Origin of the sequence: Wolbachia endosymbiont of Onchocerca gibsoni, from assembly GCF_029169405.1 — a bacterium.
Classification (GTDB): Bacteria; Pseudomonadota; Alphaproteobacteria; order Rickettsiales; family Anaplasmataceae; genus Wolbachia.
This window is the reverse complement of sequence record NZ_JABUMP010000001.1, coordinates 818,243-842,652: the sequence shown is the minus strand read 5'-3', so window position 1 is coordinate 842,652 and position 24,410 is coordinate 818,243. Positions and strand designations below refer to the sequence as shown.

16 protein-coding genes and 3 tRNA genes are annotated in these 24,410 nt (G+C 32.7%); 10 read left to right on the top strand and 9 right to left on the bottom strand.

What is annotated here, in order from left to right:
• Window positions 1–332: 332 nt before the first annotated feature.
• Window positions 333–405 (bottom strand) — tRNA-Gly (locus HSX44_RS03320).
• A gap of 149 nt (window positions 406–554) precedes the next feature.
• On the opposite strand from HSX44_RS03320, the gene HSX44_RS03315 reads away from it, so the two are divergent.
• The 4 genes from HSX44_RS03315 to HSX44_RS03300 all read left to right on the top strand — a co-directional run bounded on the left by HSX44_RS03315 (window position 555) and on the right by HSX44_RS03300 (window position 4,347).
• Window positions 555–1,175, top strand: coding sequence for a ribonuclease D (locus tag HSX44_RS03315; protein ID WP_275602289.1), 621 nt, complete (start codon window positions 555–557; stop codon window positions 1,173–1,175).
• Window positions 1,176–1,292: 117 nt separating this feature from the next.
• Window positions 1,293–1,616, top strand: coding sequence for a thioredoxin (trxA, locus tag HSX44_RS03310; protein ID WP_275602288.1), 324 nt, complete (start codon window positions 1,293–1,295; stop codon window positions 1,614–1,616).
• Between the two features lie 41 nt (window positions 1,617–1,657).
• Window positions 1,658–1,731: transfer RNA gene (locus tag HSX44_RS03305), tRNA-Ile, on the top strand.
• Window positions 1,732–2,430: 699 nt separating this feature from the next.
• Entirely contained in the window at window positions 2,431–4,347 is a 1,917-nt protein-coding gene (locus tag HSX44_RS03300; RefSeq protein WP_275602287.1) for an ATP-dependent helicase, read from the top strand.
• A 306-nt stretch (window positions 4,348–4,653) separates the two neighbouring features.
• Here HSX44_RS03300 and HSX44_RS03295 read toward each other — a convergent pair whose 3' ends face one another.
• From HSX44_RS03295 to HSX44_RS03280, 4 genes are all read right to left on the bottom strand, one after another.
• On the bottom strand, window positions 4,654–4,782 hold the full coding sequence (locus tag HSX44_RS03295) for a hypothetical protein (RefSeq protein WP_275602433.1): 129 nt from the start codon (window positions 4,780–4,782) through the stop codon (window positions 4,654–4,656).
• Between the two features lie 60 nt (window positions 4,783–4,842).
• The gene (locus HSX44_RS03290; RefSeq protein WP_275602286.1) at window positions 4,843–5,223 is read right to left on the bottom strand and encodes an alcohol dehydrogenase catalytic domain-containing protein; all 381 of its coding nucleotides are present in this window, start codon (window positions 5,221–5,223) and stop codon (window positions 4,843–4,845) included.
• Window positions 5,224–5,478: 255 nt separating this feature from the next.
• A tRNA-Pro gene (locus tag HSX44_RS03285) sits at window positions 5,479–5,552 on the bottom strand.
• 707 nt (window positions 5,553–6,259) lie between these two features.
• The gene (locus HSX44_RS03280) at window positions 6,260–6,457 is read right to left on the bottom strand and encodes a hypothetical protein (protein WP_275602285.1); all 198 of its coding nucleotides are present in this window, start codon (window positions 6,455–6,457) and stop codon (window positions 6,260–6,262) included.
• A 1,578-nt stretch (window positions 6,458–8,035) separates the two neighbouring features.
• Here HSX44_RS03280 and icd point away from each other — a divergent pair.
• Both icd and nth read left to right on the top strand, forming a co-directional pair.
• Window positions 8,036–9,463 (top strand): isocitrate dehydrogenase, encoded by a 1,428-nt coding sequence (gene icd, locus HSX44_RS03275; RefSeq protein ID WP_275602432.1) that lies wholly within the window; start codon window positions 8,036–8,038, stop codon window positions 9,461–9,463.
• 1,223 nt (window positions 9,464–10,686) lie between these two features.
• Window positions 10,687–11,328 (top strand): endonuclease III, encoded by a 642-nt coding sequence (nth, locus tag HSX44_RS03270; RefSeq protein ID WP_275602284.1) that lies wholly within the window; start codon window positions 10,687–10,689, stop codon window positions 11,326–11,328.
• A gap of 489 nt (window positions 11,329–11,817) precedes the next feature.
• Here nth and nuoF read toward each other — a convergent pair whose 3' ends face one another.
• Together nuoF and HSX44_RS03260 are read right to left on the bottom strand one after the other, a co-directional pair.
• Window positions 11,818–13,137 carry an NADH-quinone oxidoreductase subunit NuoF gene (nuoF, locus tag HSX44_RS03265; protein WP_275602283.1) on the bottom strand — a complete coding sequence of 440 codons (1,320 nt, stop codon included), beginning with the start codon at window positions 13,135–13,137 and terminating at the stop codon, window positions 11,818–11,820.
• Window positions 13,138–15,321: 2,184 nt separating this feature from the next.
• Window positions 15,322–16,956 (bottom strand): ribonuclease J, encoded by a 1,635-nt coding sequence (locus HSX44_RS03260; RefSeq protein ID WP_275602282.1) that lies wholly within the window; start codon window positions 16,954–16,956, stop codon window positions 15,322–15,324.
• Window positions 16,957–17,200: 244 nt separating this feature from the next.
• On the opposite strand from HSX44_RS03260, the gene HSX44_RS03255 reads away from it, so the two are divergent.
• The 4 genes from HSX44_RS03255 to infC all read left to right on the top strand — a co-directional run bounded on the left by HSX44_RS03255 (window position 17,201) and on the right by infC (window position 20,985).
• Entirely contained in the window at window positions 17,201–18,004 is an 804-nt protein-coding gene (locus HSX44_RS03255; protein ID WP_275602281.1) for an enoyl-ACP reductase FabI, read from the top strand.
• A gap of 71 nt (window positions 18,005–18,075) precedes the next feature.
• Window positions 18,076–18,558, top strand: coding sequence for an NADH-quinone oxidoreductase subunit NuoI (gene nuoI / locus HSX44_RS03250; RefSeq protein WP_275602280.1), 483 nt, complete (start codon window positions 18,076–18,078; stop codon window positions 18,556–18,558).
• A 5-nt stretch (window positions 18,559–18,563) separates the two neighbouring features.
• A complete protein-coding gene (gene thrS / locus HSX44_RS03245; protein ID WP_275602279.1) occupies window positions 18,564–20,465 on the top strand; it encodes a threonine--tRNA ligase in 1,902 nt (633 codons plus the stop codon).
• Between the two features lie 10 nt (window positions 20,466–20,475).
• A complete protein-coding gene (gene infC / locus HSX44_RS03240; protein ID WP_275602278.1) occupies window positions 20,476–20,985 on the top strand; it encodes a translation initiation factor IF-3 in 510 nt (169 codons plus the stop codon).
• A 159-nt stretch (window positions 20,986–21,144) separates the two neighbouring features.
• Here infC and HSX44_RS03235 read toward each other — a convergent pair whose 3' ends face one another.
• Both HSX44_RS03235 and aspS read right to left on the bottom strand, forming a co-directional pair.
• A complete protein-coding gene (locus HSX44_RS03235) occupies window positions 21,145–22,407 on the bottom strand; it encodes an MFS transporter (RefSeq protein WP_275602431.1) in 1,263 nt (420 codons plus the stop codon).
• Between the two features lie 34 nt (window positions 22,408–22,441).
• Window positions 22,442–24,241, bottom strand: a complete 1,800-nt coding sequence (aspS, locus tag HSX44_RS03230; protein WP_275602277.1) for an aspartate--tRNA ligase — start codon at window positions 24,239–24,241, stop codon at window positions 22,442–22,444.
• Between the last annotated feature and the right edge of the window lie 169 nt (window positions 24,242–24,410).

The following is a 24,410-nucleotide window of genomic DNA, read 5'->3' as shown; positions in this document are numbered from 1 at the left end:
CTTAAGTTATTTTAGCTTTAAATATTTAAAAACTTACTAAATAGGAAAAAGACAAGAGAAGTCCAAAGTAGATAGTGTTTAAATTGTTCCTTACCTGGAGATTTTTTACTATTATAAAGTATCTTATAGGTGTGTTTCAACTTTTGCAAGCAAAACTTAGAAATTTTATAAAGATGTGAAGTTGCACATAGTGCAAAACTTGAACGTGAGGTATTAAATGCTTTAAGTTTTTTTGTTATTAGTTTATGTAAATTACAAGAATAAATAAATAACTTTGGTGTTATAGTAAGGGAAATGGAAGAATTTTTGATTGGGTGACTTTGGAAGTGAAGAGCGGGAGAAGGGGTTCGAACCCTCGACCTCAACCTTGGCAAGGTTGCGTTCTACCAACTGAACTACTTCCGCAGTTAACCTAATTCTTAAATTATAGGTATACACAACAATTTGTAAACCCCAATATATGCTTGAAATTTAAAGGACTATATTATTATATATTTGTGTACTTAAAANNCACTTTCAATTATTATTAGTCTTTCAATATTCCGCAAAGCCTTATGAGGATATTTGTATATGAAGATGACTTACCGGGTAGTTTAATGCCAGATAACATAAGTTCTATAGCTGTTGATACAGAGGCAATGGGTCTGCTTCATGGCAGAGATAGATTATGTCTTGTGCAACTCTCTTTTAACGATGGAAGTGCTCACTTAATTCAATTCAGGAACAATTATACAGCTCCAAATTTAAGAAAAATATTAGGTGATGAAAATATAACTAAAATATTTCACTTTGCACGGTTTGATGTTAGCATAATACGCTATTATTTAGGAATTTGGGCAGTGCCGTGCTATTGCACAAAAATAGCTTCACGTTTGGTTCGCACCTATACAGATAATCATAGTTTAAAGGAGTTATGCTTGGAGCTACTTGATATCAAATTAAATAAACAGCAACAATCCTCTGATTGGGGAAGTGAGAATTTAACGGACAAACAGAAAAATTATGCTGCGTCTGATATTTTATATCTCCATAAAATAAAGGAAAAGCTAGATTCAATGCTGGAGCGTGAAAACAGAAAAGAATTGGCACAAAAATGCTTTGAATTTCTTCCTACTCGTGTTAGATTAGATCTGATGGGATGGGGAAATATGGATATTTTTAATCATCAGATGTAACAGAAGTTTTTGCTTATGTGTATAGGCTTTATGACAATTTTCATGCTGTTTAGTAATAATTTAATTGATTAGTTACTGGCAAGTGCGTTATATTGTATGAATTAAGTTAAGTATTTTATGAATGGTAATATTACATCAGTAGATGATCAAAGTTTTAAGTCTGAGGTCACTGACTATAAAGGGTTTGTATTAGTAGATTTTTGGGCTGAGTGGTGTAGACCATGTAAAAGTTTAATGCCACGTATTGAACAATTAGCCCGAGATAAAACAGGCAAAATCAAGATCTGCAAGTTCAATGTAGGTGAAGGAACTGAGGTTCCAAGTAAATGTGGAATTCAATCTATACCTACATTAATCATATTTCAAGATGGTAAAGAAATTGCACGTAAAACTGGTACAATAAATGATTTATCAAGTTGGATTGATAGTGAGATAAGGTGATGGCAAGTTTATTTTTGTGTGTATTATAAATTCTAATGAATGGGATTGTAGCTCAGTTGGTTAGAGCAGTTCGCTCATAACGAATTGGTCGTAGGTTCGAGTCCTACCAATCCCACCGTAGCATATACGCAACAACACCTTTATTGATACTCTTTAATGGTTTTTGCTGCTAAAGTAAGTTTAAAACAAAAACTTTGTATAACACAAATAGTGGGTTGACTTATCATGATAGTTTTATAGATTGTTACCTATGTGTAATGTATTGTTAGTTAATGAGCTTAAAGTATAATTATATATTTGTTTTTTTTGGACTCTAATATATAAGATAGTCTAGGTTAAGAAAGTTATTAGTACGCCATGAGAATTTATATAGTAATTTACTTTAGTAACACATCAACTAGTTTAAGTAAATCATGAAAAGAATTTTAAGAAAAAGCTTATTGTTTTATAGTATAATATTGAAACTTAGTTAAAAAACATATGAGAATCTTATCAAATAACCTGTAGCATATAACTACTATACTTTTGAGCTTCTTGTTAAGGTTGAAAAAATAGGAATGCTGGAATTGAACTTTACATTTAAGCCATTCAAAGTTCTACCTGCCTAGCTGACAAATAGAAGTTTTAGTTTAGATTAAGTTGCCTTAGCTCAACGTACACCTGATATCACTAGAACAAAAATAGCTAAATTCAAGCGTTTTCATTATATATTATTTGTTGAATAGTATATTTCTTACTGTTATATCCAATAAAACCTTTACAATATTTGGATCATGGGTTTAATTTTAAGAGGTTGTGATCTATAGAACTGCAAATGGGCGATTATCTCTCACTGCTGAATCCAGAACAACGATTAGCTGTAACTAATGTAGATGGGCCAATTTTGATATTGGCGGGAGCTGGGACGGGAAAAACAAGAACTATTACTTCAAGAATAGCACATATAATTAGAAATGGTTATGCTAGTTCTAATGGGATATTAGCGGTTACATTTACTAACAAAGCTGCAAATGAAATGGTATCGAGAGTGCTTGAACTTACAGGTGTAAGTATACCATGGCTTGGTACCTTTCATGCTATTGCAGCAAAAATTTTGCGCCGTCATGCTGAAATTGTGGGTTTAAACTCTAATTTCACTATTATTGGTATAGATGATCAATTACAGGTAATAAAAAATATTATTAATGAAATAAACCCCGACTACTTTTTAGAGAAATGTAAGATCGTCATGAGTGTTATTCAGCAATGGAAAGAAAAGTGCTTGTTGCCATCTGAAGTGGCGAGCATTCAATCACTTAGACCTTTATATGTAACTGCACTTAAAGTTTATAACCAGTATCAAGAAAGGTTGAAGTTCCTTAACTCTGTTGATTTTGGTGATCTATTATTGTACAACATACAACTTTTTGATCAAGAGGCTGAAACTCTATCCTACTACCAAAGCAAGTTCAAATATATTGTGGTAGATGAGTATCAAGATACAAATGTAATACAATATCTTTGGCTGAAATATTTAGCAAAAGGACATTCGAATATTTGTTGTGTAGGAGATGATGATCAGTCAATATACAGTTGGCGTGGTGCAGAAGTTGAAAATATTTTGAAATTTTCTAACGATTTCAAAAATGTAAAAACCGTTAAATTGGAGTGTAACTACAGATCGACATCCCACATACTTGCGACTGCCTCATATATTATTAATCATAATAAAACCCGCTTAGAAAAAAAATTATGGACAACAAATACTGAAGGGGAAAAGGTAAATCTAATAAAATTATGGGATGGCAAAGCTGAAGCAAGGTTCATAAGTGAACAGATATTAAAACTCAACAAATATAGATTTAGTGACATTGCGGTCCTGGTAAGAGCTATTTTTCAAACTAGAATCCTGGAAGAATATTTTATAAAGTATTCAATTCCCTATAAGATTATAAGCGGTGTAAAATTCTATGAACGTCAGGAAATCAGAGATATAATTGCATATTTGAGACTCGTTGTGAACATCAATGATAACTTGGCTTTTGAAAGAATTGTAAATCTGCCAAAGCGGAGTATAGGAACTACAACTCTAAAAAAGATATATAAGATTTCTCAAGATAACAAGACTTCTTTTTTTGAGGCAGCAAGAGCACTAGTCGATAGCAATCAAGTAATTGGAAGGATTAAGCTCTCACTCAATGATTTTTTAAGTAAAATTGAAGCTTGGAAAAAGATAGTAAGCGTAAAGCNGTTGCATAAATTCGTTAAAATCGTAGCAGATCAATCAGGGTATATGGAAATGCTTGAAAATGAGGAAGTGATAGGTTTAACTCGGATAGAAAACGTTAAAGAACTTATTTCATCTTTAAAAAATTTTGATAATATCACAACTTTCTTGGAGCATGTAAGTTTGGTGACGGAAGTGGATAATATGAGTGGTAATGACACTGTATATGTTATGACTCTTCATGCAGCTAAAGGACTTGAGTTTCCGTGCGTGTTTTTACCTGGCTGGGAAGAAGGGTTATTTCCGCATCAAAGATCCTTTGAAGATAAAAGTGGTAGAGCTTTAGAGGAAGAAAGAAGACTTGCATATGTCGGAATAACTAGAGCAAAAGAAAGGTTAATTATTTCATGTGCAGGTAGAAGGGAAATGAATAACCAGTGGCAATCAATGTATACTTCGCGATTTATCAAGGAACTACCAAGGGAGAATATTGAGATAATTAAGAGTAACATTGCTTACTGCTAAAATAGGCGAAATTTGCTTAAGAGATTTTTATAATATTTAATCCACTTGCTTTTCTGTTCTCCATATCAAGATGAGCTTCTATTATTTCATCGAATTTGTACTTTTTGTTAATCCTTATACAGCCAAAAGTTTCTTCCTTATCATCTCAAAGGTTTCCGCTGTAAGTGAGCACTAGGGTGAGTCTGTTATGCTTGTAATGATATATTGATGTTCCAGTAGCAAATAATAAACGTGGACTAAGTAAAGGGAGAGCTAATCGAAACATTGCTTGATATTTGTCCATAGAAACATATATGCCAAACTTTCCTAAAGACTCGAAAAANGTTTGCTTGTAGCATAGCCTATAGGATCATACACTGCACATACTCCTTTATTTTGCGTAATCTCCATAATCTTAGAAACAAAGTCTTTATCATGATAATTTATTGCATATATGCAGCCATTTTGTAAAGCTATCTTTATTTTTTCGTCAGAGCTTACAGAACCTATTACTACTTATTTTTTATCATTTGCCCATTGACATATTATCTGCCCTAACCCGCCATTAACTCCACGTACAAGCACAACGGTGCCAGGTTTTATTTTATAGGATTGGTTAATTAAATAGTGAGCTATCATACTTTTGAGTAATACTGTGGGTACAATTTCATCCGGTATTTCATCTTGAATCTTTATCAAATATTTCTGGTGTATAACACGTTTCTCACAATATGGCCATGTTGGAGCTATGCAGTACCCAACTCTATCTCCAATCTGTAAGTCATTGCTTATTTTCTTACCAAGCTTTTCGACAACTCCCACTGCTTCCACTCCAAGCGCTAACGGACGTACCAAAGTTTCTTCATCCTTTGGCTCACTTATACCTACTATTAACAAATTCTAATACTTCTATTTCTCTGGTTCTTTTAATTTGTACAGCTCTAACCATAGTGAACATCAAGAAAAAATTTTTGATTATGTTATTTGGTAACCAATATCTTGTAAAATTATTTAGAAATATATACTGTAAGATATGCATTAGTAGTTGGTAGCATAACGTTAAACGTTGATATATAAAAAAGGTAATGCATATACTAATTAATTTAGTCTATTGATAGAGTTTTTAAAACGTGTCAAAACCAACATAGAGGATCGGGGCAGAGAGATTTGAACTCCCGACCCTTTGGTCCCAAACCAAATGCGCTACCAGACTGCGCCATGCCCCGATTTCTTTATTCAGAATATCAATAACTAGATAAAATGCAAGTTTCATTTACTTACTAAAAAGCATTTGCTTTGTAAAAATATACTTCATTATAATAGTTTGCATCTTTTAACTCTTCTTAATAAGAAAATAACTACTTTTATTTTTAATACTCTCGTAAATTATCTAATTAAAGTAGTGTATCGATGATTTTATATCGATAATTTCCTATTATTCTATATTTAACATAAACTGAATTCACTTTTTAGAATTTAGAATTCCAAGCTCTACTCTTAATTGTTCTATTTTTGTGTTAAAATCATAACCTTATTTATATTTTTTTACCTTTTTTACATTAGTGCCAACAGTTTTTCTAGTGGTGTAGTCTACAACTCCTCTTTGTTAACCTGTTATTACATTAGTTTCTGATTTATATTTATTTGTTTATTTTTTTCTTTCCGTTGTTCTTTCTGCCTTTTACTCATCCATGGTAAATGTTGAAATTAGCTTTTATAGATTTTACTTTCTTTTCCGATCTTTTTACAGTTGGATTTACTTTGGTGAATAATTGATCTTTCTTGTGCTAATATATAGCTAGCTTACGTCATTTATCACAGAGATTTTAGCATATATAGGCTCTTGTTGTATTGCATATTTTCTAATTGGGATAACCTCTACTTAAACAAATTGTTATTTCTTTGTGGATGTGCTTGTTCTTCTTTGAGAAATTTATTCCTTCATAAATATATTTGTCATTTTATTTTTGATCTCTTGTTTTGCAGTAGGGTTTACTTGAGCAGCATATATATGTGGTGAGTCAATTGATTTTTCTCTAAGCTCTTTGGCTACTAGAGTATAGCAGCTGCTTAGTTGATTATCATTTTCAAAACCATCTTGTTTTGGCATGAATATGTTTATCGTCTGCAAATTGGATTTCAGTATTTTTGGCAGGTATTCCTTTCTTTTTGACAGATAAAAATAGTTTGTCTAATGCATTAAAGAGATCTAGAATAAATTTTATAGTTCTTTTGTTGTTCTATTTGGTGGCCGGGTTGGTAAGTTATCTTTGGTACCATCAGTTATACCTTATTGTATTGTCTTCTTAGAAAGAAGCTGCTTTATAATGATTAATTTTTTCTTAAATTTTATGATATTTTGTTTAGAATAGTTGAGATAATATTAAAATTGCGGAGTTGTTAAGTATCTTTATAGAGTTTTATAAATTTTGCTCTTGCCTCTACATTAGGTATGGGTGTTTTTTCATTTATATCTTTTAAATTTGCTGTCATATTTAATATCTTTAAATAGAATGTTATAGCATTTTGAAATCTGAAAGCTTGTCTAGAGTAATAGCTAAATTATAGATATAAAAAATATTATCCCGGTTAAGAGAAGTTATAGCTATCATATATTTCTTGATGTGTGTATGATTCTCCTTCTTTATGTAGGTCTAGATTTTCTAATAGGAGAGTACAGTTTTTGTGTATATCTACAATTTCAATATTTTTTCACTTAACGCTAGATCGTTGTTATATTGAGACTGTTATCAAAAATTCTTTATTAGAGTAATAAATGTTTTCTAGTCCAATTAAAGCATTTTATGATAAAGAAATTTTGTGGTGGCCTGGTAAGAAAAAAGAATAGATTCTTCGTCATCTCCAGAATTAAAGGAGCTTTTTGCTCTTTATAAGATAGAGTATGTGCTGAAATTATTACTAGAATTGTATGTAATTTTGATATTAAATTTATCATTTTTTCTTTCAATAATTTCAAAATCTTTATGTTTTTGCTTTTATATACTTAGCAATGTTATTAAAGGCTTCTTATATCTTCACAGGTTTCTTTTTCAGTATAGGTAATAGAAAAACCTCAATAAAGATCATTGAAAAAGGCTAATATATAGATAAATATGGCTTTGTAGTGTTGAACTCCAATTTTGTACGTAAACTAGTGAACTTTACTTTTCTAAACTATGTGTACCGTATTGTAAGTTTGTAAATGTTAATTTAGCTATCTTATATGATGATAGAGATATTATTAAGGTTTACCTTTTACAGCACGTAAAGTATTAATTAGGCTTGTAATCTATCACTACTGTGTTTGTAAATTTATCATAGAATATTTATTTATATTAATTAAGTAGCATAAGCTAAAATGAAATTAGCTCAATTATAAAGATGTAGAAGATTGTGTTATGGTAGTGCAGATGAGCAGAAAATGAAAATAATCCAAATCATCTAATGATGTATAGATGAATATGCATGGATAAAGTCAGCTAAGGATATCAAAAAGTTGACTATTTCTGCTATAGTATTTCTTATAAAACCTATATGATTTACTTTAACGTTTGCTTCAGTATCCATAATCCTACTTTCATAATATGACTGTATACTTATAAAAACATGTTATTGAATAACTATGAATATGCTAATTTCGATAATATCGATCACTTGTGCTGCTCTATTATTTAGATTAACATTAAATCATTTTAATATCAGGGAAGTTATGTCAACACCAATTACAGTTGCATATGGTGATGGTATCGGGCCAGAAATTATGGAAGCGGTGCTGTTGATATTGTGTGAAGCGGGAGCAAAGATCTCGGTGGATGTTATTGAAATAGGAAAACTTGTTTATGATAAGAAGTGGTCTAATGGAATTTCTCCAAGTGGCTGGAAATCTATTGAAAGGACAAAGGTGTTACTTAAGTCTCCGATAACAACTCCTCAAGGTAAGGGACACAGAAGTTTAAATGTTGCACTTAGAAAAAATCTTGGGCTATACGCGAACATCAGACCGTGCATTTCGTATCATCCTATTATAGAAAATAAATTTGGTAAGTTTGACACCGTTATAATACGCGAAAATGAGGAAGACGTTTATACGGGGATAGAGTATAGACTTACTAGTGATTCTTTCCAATGCACTAAAATTATTACTAGATCCGGTTCAGAGAGGATATGTAGGTATGCTTTTGAATATGCAAAAAAGCATAATAGAAAGAAAGTGACTTGCTTAACTAAAGATAACGTAATGAAAATGACTGATGGCACTTTCCGTGCAGCATTTAATCGCATTGCAGAGAAGTACCAAGATATAAAGGCAGAACATTATGTAGTTGATATTGGAATGGCGCGTGTTGCCACTGAACCTGGAAATTTTGATGTTATAGTAACTGGGAACTTGTATGGAGATATATTGTCAGATATAATGGCACAAATTTCAGGTTCTATTGGGTTAGTTGGGGGTAGTAATATAGGTAGTGAGTACGCAATGTTTGAAGCGGTTCACGGCTCTGCTCCTGATATTGCAGGAAAGAACTTAGCTAATCCTTCTGGACTTTTAAATGCTGCGGTATATATGCTAATTTACGTAAATCAAGTAGATGCTGCAAAACTAATTTATAATGCATGGTTAAAGACTTTGGAAGATGGAATACATACTGCTGATTTGTATAAGGAGAAGAGCAAACGGAAAGTTAGTACAAAAGAATTTGCAGAAGCTGTTGTAAATAATTTGGGGAAAAAGCCTAGGATATTGCCTGAATTTATAATCAGTAGTAATTCAGGTGATAGTAAAGTGAGTAAGATACGATATGACTATGAGCAGAACTACAAAGTGAGAAAATTAGTTGGTAGCGATGTAACGCTTGCCTGGAATAAATCAGCAGATTTTGATCAACTAGTTAAGTTATTTGAGTCAAGCAATCTAAAGGTTATAGCAATATATTCAAAGGGACTTGCAATTTGGCCAGGAAGTCTAAAGTCTTCAAGCGATCAAGTAACCTGTAGGTTTATTGTAAATAATGAGAAGAGAACTGTTACAAACAATGATGTAAATGACTTACTAATCAAACTCGAAGAAAACAGTTTTGACGTGGTAAGAATGGATAAGTTGTATTTATATGATAGGAAAGAAGGTTTTTTTGTTTAGTTATTATTAACCACTTGCGTATACTGTTTAAGTGTACTACACTTAAGTACCCTAGTATTTGTATAGGATAGATATAGTAGTAAGTTGATATTTTAAAGTTAAATTAGCCAGAGGTTGATGGTGTGGTCTTTTGTTTTAATGTATTAGGAATAAAAGCTGGGTAAGTTGTAGGTGAAGGCTATCAGGTTTTTGTTAGTTTCTAGAGGGCAATATAAAATACTGGTTATTATAAATTATCCTGATAAAATAGGGTGAGGGTAGATTTGGTTAAGTTTATGAATTTTATTGGGAACTGGAAAAGTGTATTAGGCTTTTATAGAGTTTTATAAAGTCCTTGCGTTAAAGTTAGTGTTAATGCTGAAAGTGAAGGATATTTAGTAACGTGTCAGTTTCATTATAGAAAAGAGATATTTAAGTAATTAAGTATTACTAGAGAGGTAGTTGGAAGAAATCACATAGAATTAATGTCTATAATGTAATTGACTTGTCGGTAGAATGGAGAAAGTTTCGCAAGATCTAGGATTGCGTTATTTCGAGAAAGTAATGAAGGTTAAAAAGTTAATATAAAAACTAAATCAGTACCAAGCAAAGAAGCTAGGCATGCAATTATTTAACTATATTAATTCTCTAGGAAAAGGTAAGAGTCTAATTAAGGTATAAAAGTATTAGGTATTAAAACTCGTAAAACGGAATCTTTGCTATTTATTCAGACTTTAGTGTTTTACCTTTAGCTCTATTAACTATTACAAGTGTACTATTTTTATGGTAGATGGTGGCGTTTAATATCATTTATTAATTAAGCATCTGATTTGTTTGAAAAAGTGTAAGAATTGTGTAGTTTCTACAATGCATTCAAGAATAAAATGAGCTGTATTTAGCTAGGCAGCGAACTTTATTATTAGTAGATTAACTGTAGGTATAAGTATACTTATTTCTCTATTTGTATTGGCAGTAATAATTGAAATTCTGGTTTCTTATTTTCTCAAAAAGATAGAGTTTAAAAGAAACTGATCTATTGAAATAGTATGCGATTCACAGAAATATTAATATCGATTATATTTATTGTTGAAAAGTTTTTTTGTGGAGGTGATTAGTGAGTTAGCTGGAAGGTTTCGATGAGGTAAACATTGCTCCTGTTTAGTGTTGATACTAAACAGTAGTTTAGATTTTAGGTAATTGAATTTATATGGTAAACAGTGTAGCATAAGCTTTTAGCTCTATGAATGGATCCGAAAAAAGTAAAATTGGTATTTGAAAGATTTAGCCAATCAAACCCTACACCGAAAGTAGAGCTAAATTATACTAATCACTTTACGTTGCTGACTGCGATAATTTTATCAGCACGGACAGCTGATAGGAGTGTTAACAGAGTTACAGAAGAACTGTTTAGTATTGCTGATTCGCCAGAGAAAATACTAAATCTTGGGCAGAGTGAACTAAAGAAACACATAAGTAGCATCGGTTTATATAATTCTAAAGCAAAAAACATAATTAAGCTCAGCAAAATATTGGTTGAGCGGTATAATAGTAAAGTTCCTGTAAATTTTAATGATTTGGTATCTTTACCGGGAGTAGGAAGAAAGAGCGCTAATGTGTTCTTAAATTCGGGGCTTGGCATTCCGACATTAGCAGTTGACACTCACGTTTTTAGAGTAAGTAATAGAATTGGGCTTGTGAAAGAAAAGGATGTGTTTAAAACAGAGCAGTCTCTTTTAAATATAGTTCCAAAGAAATGTCTGTTCTATGCTCATCATTGGCTAGTTTTACATGGTAGGTATACTTGCAAAGCACAAAAACCATTGTGTGATGCTTGCATAATTCATGATTTATGCGAATTTGATGGCAAAAGGTGTAAGAAGGTCTAGTATCTTTTCTTTTATCATTTTAGTATAGCCCTAGAAATATTATAATTTGAATCATACTCGAAAAGTATCATATCAAGCAGTCAGACACTAATATCCAGAAAACTTAATTTTAACTAAGTAGCTACATAATAAAGACTAGATTCTAGATCACGTACTGGAATAACACTGCTTATTACAAAAATGAATGTTTTATACATGGATTGCTTTATATTTAGAAAATTTGCTAAGTAAGAAAAATTAAAGAAGTTATATAGATGATTGCCCCAGCTCTCTAATTCTGTAAATTGGTATTTTATATTGTTTTAAATGACTTATAAGTGCGCTTCAACCTGAAAACCTAGGAGCAAAGTTAATAAAGATACAAGCTACATGTAGCATAAAAAATTATGAATGGAACACTAGCTACTTGATACTTTTATCATTTGACATGTACAGATTGAAGATAACTTAATATTTTTACTGCTCTGATAAGGGAAATGATAAAATTTATTAAGTAGTTTTTGTATCTAATTTATTTCTGTAACTACATATTCCTATACAACTTCTACTAAATTGTGCTCTCCTTTCAATTAAAGGACGAAAATGTCTTATTAATCCTTGAACTGGCCAAGCTGCAGCATCACCAAATGCGCAAATTGTATGTCCTTCTATTTGAGTTGTAATATCGAGTAACTTATCTATTTCACCGGGCTTAATTTCTCCTGTTACCATCCTTTTCATAATTCTCCATATCCATCCAGTGCCTTCGCGACATGGTGTACATTGTCCACATGATTCGTGCATATAGAAGTGTGATAACCTTTCTATTGCGGCTATTATGTCGGTCGATTTATCCATCACTATTACAGCGGCAGTACCAAGTCCTGATTGTACGGCTCTTAGTGAATCGAAATCCATTTCAACAGTGTCGCATATAGACTTTGGAATTAACGGCATTGAAGATCCACCAGGTATCACAGCAAGTAAATTATTCCAACCTCCTTGCACTCCACCTGCATATCTTTCAATTAATTCACGTAGTGGGATTCCAAGCTCTTCCTCAACATTGCACGGGTTATTTACATGTCCTGAAATACTAAAGATCTTAGTGCCAGTATTATTGGGTTTGCCAAGGGACATAAACCATCCTCCTCCACGACGCAAAATATCTGGAACCATAGCTATAGTTTCAACGTTGTTTATTGTAGTTGGGCAACCAAAAAGTCCAATATCTGCAGGAAATGGAGGTTTTATACGAGGGAAGCCTTTTTTCCCTTCGATTGATTCAAGTTGAGCTGTTTCTTCTCCGCATATGTAAGCTCCTGCACCTCTATGAATAAATATATCAAGATCATAACCTGATTTGCAGGCATTTTCCCCAATCAGACCTTCTTTGTAAGCTTCCTCAAGTGCTTTTTTTAAAACTAAATACTCGTTGTAAAATTCACCTCTGATATAAATATATGCAGCTGATGCGTTGATCGCTTTGCCAGCTAAGAGAATTCCTTCAAGTAATTTGTGTGGCTCGTACCTTAATATACCTCTGTCTTTACATGTACCAGGTTCTGATTCATCTGCATTGACTACTAGATATACCGGTTGTTCTTTTGAAGGATTTTTTGGCATAAAACTCCACTTGAGGCCAGTAAAGAATCCTGCACCTCCTCGCCCTCTTAAGCCAGATTTTTTTACCTCATCAATGATCTTTTCAGATCCTAAATCTAATATTTCTTTTGTTTTCTGCCAACTACCACGTTTTTTTGCGTCTTTGAGCAGTGGGGTTTCTTTACCATTTAAGTTCGTAAATATTTTGTCTTGTTCCTTCAACATGACTATTTAAGACTCCAAGTGGACAATAATGCTAAAAACGAGACACTCGTATTTGCTTGTTAATTTGATGAAACTAACCGTATAGAATGTATTTTGTTATTACTAATTTATTTGAGGATACATACCATGTTGAAAATTTACAACAAAAATTAAAGTGAGTATGTAGAATGAGATTTAATTGAGTTAGTAGAAGGTTTTTTGTTCTCGCTTGTTTTAACTAAATTTTCTAACTCTACGATTTCTTGTTTCAGTTACTACACAACTCGCTTGATAAGTTTTGATAGACAGAAGAAAGTGTTATGAAAGCATCCAAGAAAATAGGAAAAGCTATTGTAAAAAAAAACTTAAAAGGTGAAAGGGTACTACTGTTTCAAAAAAGACTGCTATACAAGTAGCAAGTACCTACTACAGTAAGGATTTTAGAAGAGAGCAAAAAAAGGACCTTCAGAAAATATTTTTAACATAGAGACAGCTATAAAACGGCAATTCTCCTCTATTGCGATAGATACTGATATCAATATCGAAACCTAACACAGTGAGAGAATGTGTGTCTGTTCGATAATGTTGCTCAAAGGTAAACAAGGGCTTTTAATAATCTTTTTGCTTTTGTAGTTGTTTTAACTTTTGCGCTATAGGTTAATACTTTTAATTTATGTATATAGAGTGATATATAGAGAATGGAATATGTAAGAAAGTAGTTATTTTAGTATCAAATTTATTACTAAGTGTTATGTTCTTAGCGAGAATAGTTCAAATTTTTAATAAAAGCGGAAGTTATGTTAGAGCTAATGATTAAGATATAAAAGTGCTGTTTAATCGTTGTAGTGATTCACTAAGAATTAGAGTACTTATAAGGTATAATGTTAATTATACTGATGATGTAGTACTGCTGTCTACTCTATTCTCTAACCTTAGAACAACCAATGCTTAGCGTGTTGACTACTTTAAGTAGTTTCTTAGCTGGACGTCCAACTGTGGAAGTTGAATCATACACTATAAGCATTGGTATGTAATAAGACTGTTAATACATGTTTATATACTTTTAAGTTGAAAGGTAAGAAAGAGTTACGTGCTTGTTACATATTAATTTGCAGGTGAGACAAAAAGGTAAATGGCTAATATTATCACACCATTCTTCATTACTATTGAAATCTTCCACTTTTTCCGAGGAAGTTGAACCAACAACTAATAGTTCAAAATAAGGCTAGTCTAATATAGATAGGCGTTTGTGGGTAGAGATTATTTTGTAGTTTTTCTTTACTAAATTCACTAAATCTATCTTAGACTTGCTTAAGTGATTCTGTTTTTATGAAGAGAATTCTCCTGCTATTTGATAGCTATCTGGATATTCAATTTTATGCTTCTCTCAGGGAAATATTTTTTTCCATCTAGCTTTATAAGCTCTATATAAAATTTTCTTGATTAAATTTTCATAAAGGCTTTATAGAATTTCCTTTTTGAGACTAAGTAGGTATAGTGGTATATTTCTTGTGTCCAAGATTGATTCTCCTCGGTTTTTTACTTTTTTAGCAAAATAAATGGTATATAATTGCTGGCTTTCACTTACATAAAAAGTAAAGACCGTATATTTCTGATCTGAATAAAAAAAGAAGAAGTGTTTATAGGCTCTGAACTTCTAGTAGTTTTTTTGTACACTTGCTGTTTAAACCTAAAGATAATATGTTATATTGGTTTTACCATTGGATTAAGGAGAGATTAAAATAGATTTCCTGTTAGGAGAAAATTTTAAAGCAAAGATAACTACCTTGAACATACTAACTATTAGCTCAGTATCATCTTTCAGATTCTTCAACATTATATACCCTCTACTATCAGGTATGAGATGTAAACGATATCCTTTCCATTTAGTAGAAACCTAGATGTAAGCACAGATTTATCGCCGCTTGTTAAGTATTTTTACATCATTCTCATCTTGATTTGTAATGTAATAGCTATTTTATATATAGATCTATAGTCACTGTCTTTTTCTTCAGCAATGTGTATGTTATCTTTGTATTTAAATATTCTTACTAATTAATTTATTATATATTATGTCTGGAATTGAATACAATAGGCCGGTGCTTACTAGCATTATTTTTTTATGCCCGTATAAAGTAGCTTTAGCAAAATAAGGCAAAAACAACTAAAGAATTGATATTGGTTCAACTAGTTGCTTCATTCATTTTATATCTGTTCTATTTGGACTTTAATTATAGGTCTTTTTAGTAAATATTCCTTTAGGATGCTAAATATTGAGCTCTCAATCTTACTTCTTATTTTTTTTGTCGACTGTAAACTAAACGCTGATTCAACCGCTTTTATGATTCTCTGTATGATAGCTGCATCTTCTGTTGCTTCAAAAATGCCAGGTGTAAACACTTTTGGCTTAGCAAGTAATTTATTTTTTCTGTTAACAACTGCTGTTACTACAATGGCTCCTGCATCTCTCATCCTCTTACGCATTTTTATGACATTACTCTCTGGATAACGTAGCAATATGCCATCAATACCGAAATAATCAACATCAATTGAATCAACTTTTTCCCCGTTCTCTAAGTTAATAATATCGCCTGGTGCAATCATTATTGCTTTTTCCACACCACACTCTTTTGCAAATTTTACATGTGCATGAGTGTGAAGATACTCACCATGAACTGGAATAGATATTTTAGGCTTTATAAAAGAATACATCTCCTTTAGTTCTGCTTTCATTGGATGCCCAGAAGCATGAATATTCTCTGTTTTTTCGGTGACAACTTCCACTCCCATCTCAATAAAAGCATTGAGCATATTATGTGTACGAGTTTCATTTCCAGGAATGATTTTTGATGAAAGGATCATTGTGTCACCTCGTTGCATTTTAAATGAATGATGCTTATTGTAGGCAAGTTTTGAAGTTGCTGACATTGGCTCACCTTGGCAGCCGGTGCAAATTAATAGTAGCTTTTCCCTTGGTGAATCTACCACATCTTTTGCTTCGAAAAACTGAACAGAATCGATTAAATGGCCACTGTTTTGTGCAACTTTTACTATTCTCCATAAAGATCTACCAAGCAAAACCACTTTTCTATTCAGTACCTTTGCAGCCTGGCTTATTGTTTTGATTCGTGCTACATTTGAAGCGAAGAGTGACACGATCACCAACCTTTTAGACCGTCTTATTATGTTATAGATATTATTGTAAATTTCACCTTCTGACTTAGGATCATGTCTACTCAATATGTTTGTTGAATCACAAATTGCTGCAAGTAGGTTACCTTTATCGCCAATCTCTTTTAAACGAACTATGTTAGAGGTTAACCCAACAACAGGTTTTGGATCAAATTTCNAATCGCTAGTATGGAATGCACTGCCCACATCAGTGCTAATTAGTATTGAGTGTGCTTCAGGAATTGAATGAGTTATATTTATAAACTCAACGGTGAAAGGGCCTAAATTTAGGCTACCATTTATATTTACTTCTTTCACAGGTACAATACTTTTTAATTGAAACTCCTTTAGTTTCTCTTTGAGAAAGTTAACTGTAAAATTTGTTGCATATATAGGGCATTGTAGTTCTTTCCATAAATAAGGCACTGCTCCACAGTGATCTTCATGTGCATGTGTAATTATTATTCCGAGTAAATCCTTTTTTCTTTGAGAAATAAAGCTTACGTCAGCAATAAGTAGTTCGATGCCTGGCATGGTTTCGTCAGCGAAACCAATACCAAGATCAATCATAATCCACTTACCTTGGCAATGATATAGGCTAACGTTCATTCCAATCCTGCCTACTCCTCCAAGTGAAAGAAATAGAAATTCATTTTTATTTATATTCATTAATTTTGAATTGTTAAAATGTGAAGATACCAAAACTTCAGTTCTAAATAAAGAAGTTTGTTATTTTTACATAACTAGCAGAAAATTTGAAAGTTTTTTGCCTTTTTATTTTTACTGAAAACTCATGTTCATCTATAAGATTAATGGTATATTCACTTTAACTTTAAAAAATTATTTTTAGACATAGTTAACACCTTGACTTTGCTTAGTTAGTATTTCAAATTGTAAAAAAATAGATGGTTCTATGACAACGACTTTATTAAAAAATAAAAAGGGGTTAATAACTGGAATAACAAACAAGAGATCAATAGCTTATGGCATAGCAAAAACTCTCTTAGAGCATGGAGCAGAACTTGCAATCACATACCAAAATGAAACTGTAAAAGAGAGACTATTGCCGATAGCAACTGAGCTAAATGTGGAGTTAATACTGAGTTGTGATGTTGCAAATGAAGAAACTATAGATGATGTTTTCGGAGTAATAGAAAAAAANTGGAGTACTCTTGATTTTTTGGTACATGCGATTGCATTTTCTGATAAAAGTGAATTGAGTAGTAGGTATGTCAATACCTCACTAAGCAACTTTCTCAATGCAATGCATATATCGTGCTATTCTTTTACTGCTTTAGCACAAAGGGCTGAAAAAATGATGCCAAATGTTGGTAGTCTACTTACTTTGTCTTACTATGGTGCTGAAAAGGTTATACCGAATTACAATGTTATGGGTTTATGTAAAGCAGCACTTGAAGCAAGTGTAAAGTATCTAGCATGTGACTTAGGACCACAAAATATTAGGGTAAACGCTATTTCTGCTGGTCCAATCAGAACTTTAGCATCTTCTGGAATAAGTGATTTCTGCTTCATATCAAAATGGAACAGAAACAATTCTCCACTGAGACGTAATACCACAATAGAGGATATTGGAAAAGCAGCATTGTACTTGCTAAGTGACTTAAGTAGTGGTACCACTGGAGAAATTTTGCACGTTGACTCAGGATATAATGTAGTAGGAATGAAGGTAATTGATTCGAATATAATTCAAAGTTAAGATAGGAAAAAGGCTTTTTGAAAATTGATAAATATCATCTATAATCACTTGTATAAGTCTTAAATGCTTTTATGCTCAAGAAATTAATTCGGTATTGGTTCTTTATAGAATTGATTAAAGGATTTGTTGTTACATTGAAATACATGTTCAAACCAAAGGTTACGCTAAAGTATCCTATGGAGAAGGGTCATCTAAGCCCAAGGTTTCGCGGCGAACACGCGTTGCGTAGGTATCCAAATGGTAAAGAAAGATGCATAGCTTGCAAGTTGTGTGAAGTCATCTGTCCTGCTCAAGCAATAGTTATTGAAGCTGAGGAAAAGGAAGATGGCAGTCGTTGCACCACGCGTTATGATATTGATATGACAAAATGTATATATTGTGGGCTTTGCCAAGAGGCATGTCCAGTTGATGCAATTGTGGAGGGTCCTAATTTTGAATTCGCGACAGAAACAAAAAAGGAGCTAATATATAATAAAGAGAAATTATTATGTAATGGTGAAACTTGGGAAAAGGCAATTGAACTTAGATTAAAAAAGAATAGACCCTATTGCTAAAACTGATGATAAAAGTTACCTTTTCAGCTGGACAAAAAATAGAAAAATATAGTAGTAAAATTACTATTTTTGATATATTACAATTAGGTGTTTTAGGAGAAGCTATTGCCTTAAGGATAAATGGTGAGTTATATGACTTATCACATGCAATTGAACCTGAGGTGGAAATAGAGATAATACAATTCAGTGATGAAGTGGCTTTAGATATAATAAGACATGATGCCGCTCATATAATGGCTCAAGCGGTGAAAGAGCTCTTTCCTAATACTCAAGTTGCTATTGGTCCAACAATTAAGGATGGTTTCTACTATGATTTTGCTGTGGGTCGTACCTTTACTACGGGTGATCTTGCTACAATAGAAAAAAAAATGCAAGGAATTATAAAAAGTAACTACAGATTTGTCAGAGAAGTTTGGACTCGTAAGCAAGCAATTGATTTTTTCAGTAATATAGGCGAAAAATATAAGGTTGATATTATTTCTTACATACCAGAAGGTGAGGATCTAACTGTTTATAAACAAGGCGATTTTGTTGACTTATGTCGTGGTCCACATTCTCCTTCAACTGGCATGGTTAAAGCGTTTAAACTTATGAAAGTTGCAGGAGCATACTGGCGTGGTGATTCTAATAGTCCAATATTGCAACGAATATATGGCACTGCGTGGAGAAATAAGGATGAATTGAATGCTTATCTTGGACGTCTAGAAGAAGCAGAAAAACGTGACCATCGCAAAATTGCTAAGGATATGGACTTGTTTCACATTCAAGAGGAAGCTGTAGGACAAATTTTTTGGCATGAGCAGGGCTATATCTTATATAGCATTCTTGAATCTTATATGAGAAAAAAATTAATAGATAATGGTTATTTTGAAGTAAAAACTCCTATTTTAGTAAACAAGGAGCTGTGGGAGAAATCTGGGCATTGGAGTAAGTTTCGTGAAAATATGTTTATTGTTAGTGAACTTGAGAATGAAAAGCTAGCAATAAAACCAATGAATTGTCCTTGTCACGTGCAGATTTTCAACTCTCATACTAGAAGCTATCGTGATTTACCAATACGTATGGCAGAGTTTGGTACGTGTCATAGGAATGAAAGCTCAGGTTCATTGCATGGGCTGATGCGAGTACGTGGCTTTACACAAGATGATGCGCACATTTTTTGTATGGAAGAGCAAATCAATTCTGAAACTATAAAATTTTGTGGTCTTTTGAAAGAAATATACTCAGAGCTTGGATTCAATGAAATTTCTGTAAAATTCTCAGACCGTCCAGACATTAGAGCAGGAAGTGATGAAGTATGGAATAGAGCTGAAAAAGCGCTGTTCGATGCTGTCGAAAAAACAGGTTTAAGTTATGAACTCAACTCAGGTGAAGGTGCATTTTATGGACCAAAGTTAGAGTTTATTCTAAAAGATGCAATAGGTAGGAACTGGCAGTGTGGAACGCTACAAGTTGATTTCATTTTACCAGAACGTCTTGGAGCTTTTTATATAGGAGCAGATGGGCAAAAACATCATCCTATTATACTGCACAGAGCAATTTTTGGAACTTTTGAACGTTTTATTGGAGTTCTAATAGAACATTATGCAGGACAATTTCCATTGTGGCTTGCCCCAACACAACTTGCTATTCTAACTGTTACAAATGAAGTTGACAGCTATGCTATAGAAATTAGCGGCGTTTTAAAAAAGCAAGGTGTTAGGGTTAAAGTCAATTTAACTAGTGAAAAGATTAGTCATAAAATACGCTTGCATAGTTTAAACAAGGTTCCTATATTATGGATAGTTGGTAAAAATGAAGTTGCAAGTAAAACTGTGTCAGTGAGGAATTTAGGATCGGAAAGGCAAGAATCTTTTTCTTATGAGAAAGCTGCTGAACTTTTATTAAAAGATATTAATTTGAGTTAAGGGTTAAAGTTTGCAAATCAAAAAAAACAGAATTAATAAATCTATTACAGCTAAGGAAGTACGTCTAGTTGATCAAAATGGTAATATGGTTGGAGTTGTGGCAATAGAGCAGGCTTTAGAGTCTGCGCAGAATGTCGATTTAGATCTAGTGGAAATTGTGCCTGATTTGACTCCTCCAGTATGTAAAATTTTGGACTACAGTAAACAAAAATACGATGCAAAAAAGAAAGCAAGTGAAGCAAAAAAGAAACAAAAAATATTAACTATAAAAGAGATTAAGCTAGGCCCTAATATTGGTGATCACGACTATGAAACAAAATTACGTCAAGCAAGAGACTTCCTTACACATGGACACAGGATTAAAATTACAATGAAGTTTAGAGGTAGAGAGCTCATAAACACTGAAATTGGGTTGGAGAAATTAGAACGGTTGATTAAAGACACCGAAGATATTGCAAAGGTAGAATTAGCTCCTAAACAGGAAGGGAATCAATATTTTTTGGCTCTGATTGCCAAATAGCAAAACTTATCTATTAGAAAATCGTTTGCTAGTTCTTGCTTAATTAGTAAAACATTTTCATTTTCTAATGGAACCATAGAAATTAGCACAGCACTGTAACTAGGTGTATGGAGGTTGAAGTGTGGATTAAAATATGGAACCTTATTAGAAGGAAAGATTTCACCAATCAATTTTTTTGTCTTTATCTTTAATTTGAATTACAGATATCAGACTAATTAATGCACAGACAGTAAGATAAATGCCTGCGGCAAATTTTGTTTTAGCTTTTTCTATAAGCCATATGCATACAGATGGAGAAATGCCACCGAAAACCCCTGCAGATATGTTGTGGGCTAAACTAAAGCCAGTACATCTAATCTTTGTTGGAAATAATTCACAAACGAGAGAATTGCATATTCCAAAAGATGCACCTATTGGTATGCTTATTAATAGAAAAGTAAGCATTACAATGCAATGGTTATCGTATGATAATAGCTGAAGGACTGGTAAACTGGCACAAGCTAAAATTATTAATGTGGGAATCATCACATTTTTTCTTCCAATTTTGTCAGATAGTATTGCAAGCAGTACTGCAGATAATCCGAATGTAATTTCAACCATGATCCTTACTAAATTTTTGATATCGATGCCTGATAGGATAAGTTCTTTTACAGATATATTGTAAAACATGATTGCTGAATAAATGATTGCATTCTGAGCAATGCCAACTCCAATTGCTATCGCAAATACTCTTTTATGCTCCTTGAGCAATTCTAGAAATGGTGAGTGAAACAAATTTTTATTTCGACTGTGTATTTTGTAGGCTAAGCTTTCCTCTATTATGTATCTTATTAGAAAGCCTATTACGCCCATAACAGAGCAGAAGTAGAAGAGTAACTTCCAACCCCAAATTTCATAATTTTCACCTGTAAGTTTTTTGCAAACAGCTATCATTACAAAGCATGTAATAGAACCAAGCGCACCACTGAAAGCTTTCATGCTGCCTAAAAAACCTAGATTTTTTTTATCGCTTGAGTGCTCTATTAAAAAAGCTGAATTGATACTTGTTTCTCCACCTGTTGCCATTCCTTGTATTATTCTACAAACCAGAAGTAATATAGGGGAAAGTATTCCTATTTTTTTTGCACTTGGTATTACTGCGATTGCAGTGGATGATATTGAAGCTAATATTACAGAAGCTAGCAAAACTTTCTTTCTGCCATATTTATCTCCAATGTAGCCAAAAATAAATGCGCCAAGCGGCCTAAATCCAAACCCAATTGCAAAGCTGCTAAGAAATTTGATTTTTTTTACGTGCTCATTTTCTGATGAAAAGAGAACATCACTTATTGTATATGACAAGACTCCAAATAGAGTTAATTCATACCATACAATTATATTGCAGATTATACCTGATAGTATTACTTTTTGGATGTTATTCACACGCTTTTTCAGTTTGACATAATCTATGGTGCTGTTAATCAATAACCTGCAAGGATAATTCATGTAAATGTCTACTTTTTACCTTAGAAGGAGCTCCCATTAGAACATCTTCACCTTGTTGGTTCATAGGAAAACAGATCACTTCACGAATGTTTGGCTCATCAGCAAGTAGCATAACCATTCTGTCAACTCCCGGTGCTATTCCACCATGAGGTGGTACTCCAAATCTGAATGCACGCACGAGTGCACTAAATTTTGTATCGACTTCTTCTTTGCTATAGCCTGAAATGGCAAAAGCTTTATACATAATATCTAGTTTGTTATTGCGAATTGCTCCGCTTGATAGTTCTATTCCATTACAAACGAGATCATATTGGTAAGCAAGAATGTACAGTGGATTTCTTTCCTCCAGATCTTTTAAGCCACCATGTGGCATAGAAAATGGGTTATGAAAAAAATTAATTTTTTTATTTTTATAATCATACACAAAATATGGAAAGTCAATAATCCAACAGAATTTGAAAACATTTTTATCTATGAGACCTAATTCTGATCCTAAAAGGGTACGCACTTTTCCTGCAATTATTGCTGCTTCATTTTCTTTATCGGAAGTAAAAAATATACTATCTCCAGGCTTTACATTTGTTATTTCTCTTATATGATTTAGCTTATTTTTATCAAAGAATTTGGCAATTGGTCCTTTTATAGTACCATCTTTATCAAACGTTATATATCCAAGACCTTTAGCTCCGAATTCTTTTTGCACATGCTCTATTTTTTTATCAAAAAAGCTCCGTGACTCCTTTGCTGTTTTGGGAGCGGGAATGGCTCTAACTACCATACCCTTCTCAATGTTGCTTTTGAAGATGTTGAACTTTGAATCACGGAAAACTTCTGTAACATCACTAATTGATAATGGATTACGTAGATCTGGTTTGTCAGAGCCATATTTGAGCATTGCTTCTTTATATGTAATACGTGGGAAGTTCTTGTCGACTGACTTGCAAGAAAATTTAGTGAACACCTTGTATAAAGTAGTTTCGATGACTTGAAATATGTCTTCTTGAGTTACAAAAGACATTTCAAGATCTAGCTGATAAAATTCCCCGGAACGGTCAGATCTTGTATCTTCATCACGGAAACATGGTGCAATTTGAAAATATTTATCGAATCCTGACACCATGAGCAGTTGTTTAAAAATTTGTGGAGCTTGTGGTAATGCATAGAATTTACCAGGATTTAGTCTACTTGGAACTAAATAATCGCGTGCTCCTTCAGGAGATGAAGCAGTGAGTATTGGAGTTTGAATTTCTAAAAAACCTTGTTCTGTCATGAGTCTACGGAGTTCTGCAATAATTTGTGAGCGCAAAATGATGTTATTGCGAACTTTTTCCCGCCTTAAGTCAAGAAACCGATATTTAAATCTCATATTTTCTCGGTATTCTTGTTTGCCAGAGATACTTGCTAATATGCTTTTTTCCTCTTTTGCTATTTCTTCGTCACAATGAAACTCAACTTTCGATTCAATGTGCAATTTACTAACTATAACCTCAATTTCTCCTGTGGAAATAGAGCTGTTTACTGTATCTTCAGTTCTAGCTTTGACTATTCCTGTAACAGTAATCACACTTTCTGATTTTAAATTTGATATTTCATTGAAAAAGTTTTTGTCATTGTTGAATACTAGCTGAGTAATTCCGTAGAAATCTCTTAAGTCAACAAAGATTAGATTACCATGGTTACGTTTGTGGTATAGCCATCCAGAAAGAGTAACTTCTTTTTCTACATCGTTCTTTCTTAATTCATCGCAGGTATGAGTTTTATAGCAGTTCATATTTGTTGCAGCGGTATTTTAAAGAAGTATAAGAATAAATATTGTCGCATACAAGCTCATTTACTTGTGTATTTGTATGATTTTTGAAATAAAGGAAAGTTCTGAAGTTTAGTGGTGCTTTTTAATATCATCTTTCATACTACCTTTCTATGCAAAAAATTGTGAAATT

Bases quoted from the DNA above. Each gene is read 5' to 3' on its own strand.
- HSX44_RS03315 (WP_275602289.1), top strand. From the start codon at position 555: ATGAGGATATTTGTATATGAAGATGACTTACCGGGTAGTTTAATGCCA.
- nuoF (WP_275602283.1), bottom strand. From the start codon at position 13,137: ATGTTGAAGGAACAAGACAAAATATTTACGAACTTAAATGGTAAAGAA.
- nth (WP_275602284.1), top strand. From the start codon at position 10,687: ATGGATCCGAAAAAAGTAAAATTGGTATTTGAAAGATTTAGCCAATCA.
- nuoI (WP_275602280.1), top strand. From the start codon at position 18,076: ATGCTCAAGAAATTAATTCGGTATTGGTTCTTTATAGAATTGATTAAA.
- thrS (WP_275602279.1), top strand. From the start codon at position 18,564: ATGATAAAAGTTACCTTTTCAGCTGGACAAAAAATAGAAAAATATAGT.
- icd (WP_275602432.1), top strand. From the start codon at position 8,036: ATGTCAACACCAATTACAGTTGCATATGGTGATGGTATCGGGCCAGAA.
- trxA (WP_275602288.1), top strand. From the start codon at position 1,293: ATGAATGGTAATATTACATCAGTAGATGATCAAAGTTTTAAGTCTGAG.
- aspS (WP_275602277.1), bottom strand. From the start codon at position 24,241: ATGAACTGCTATAAAACTCATACCTGCGATGAATTAAGAAAGAACGAT.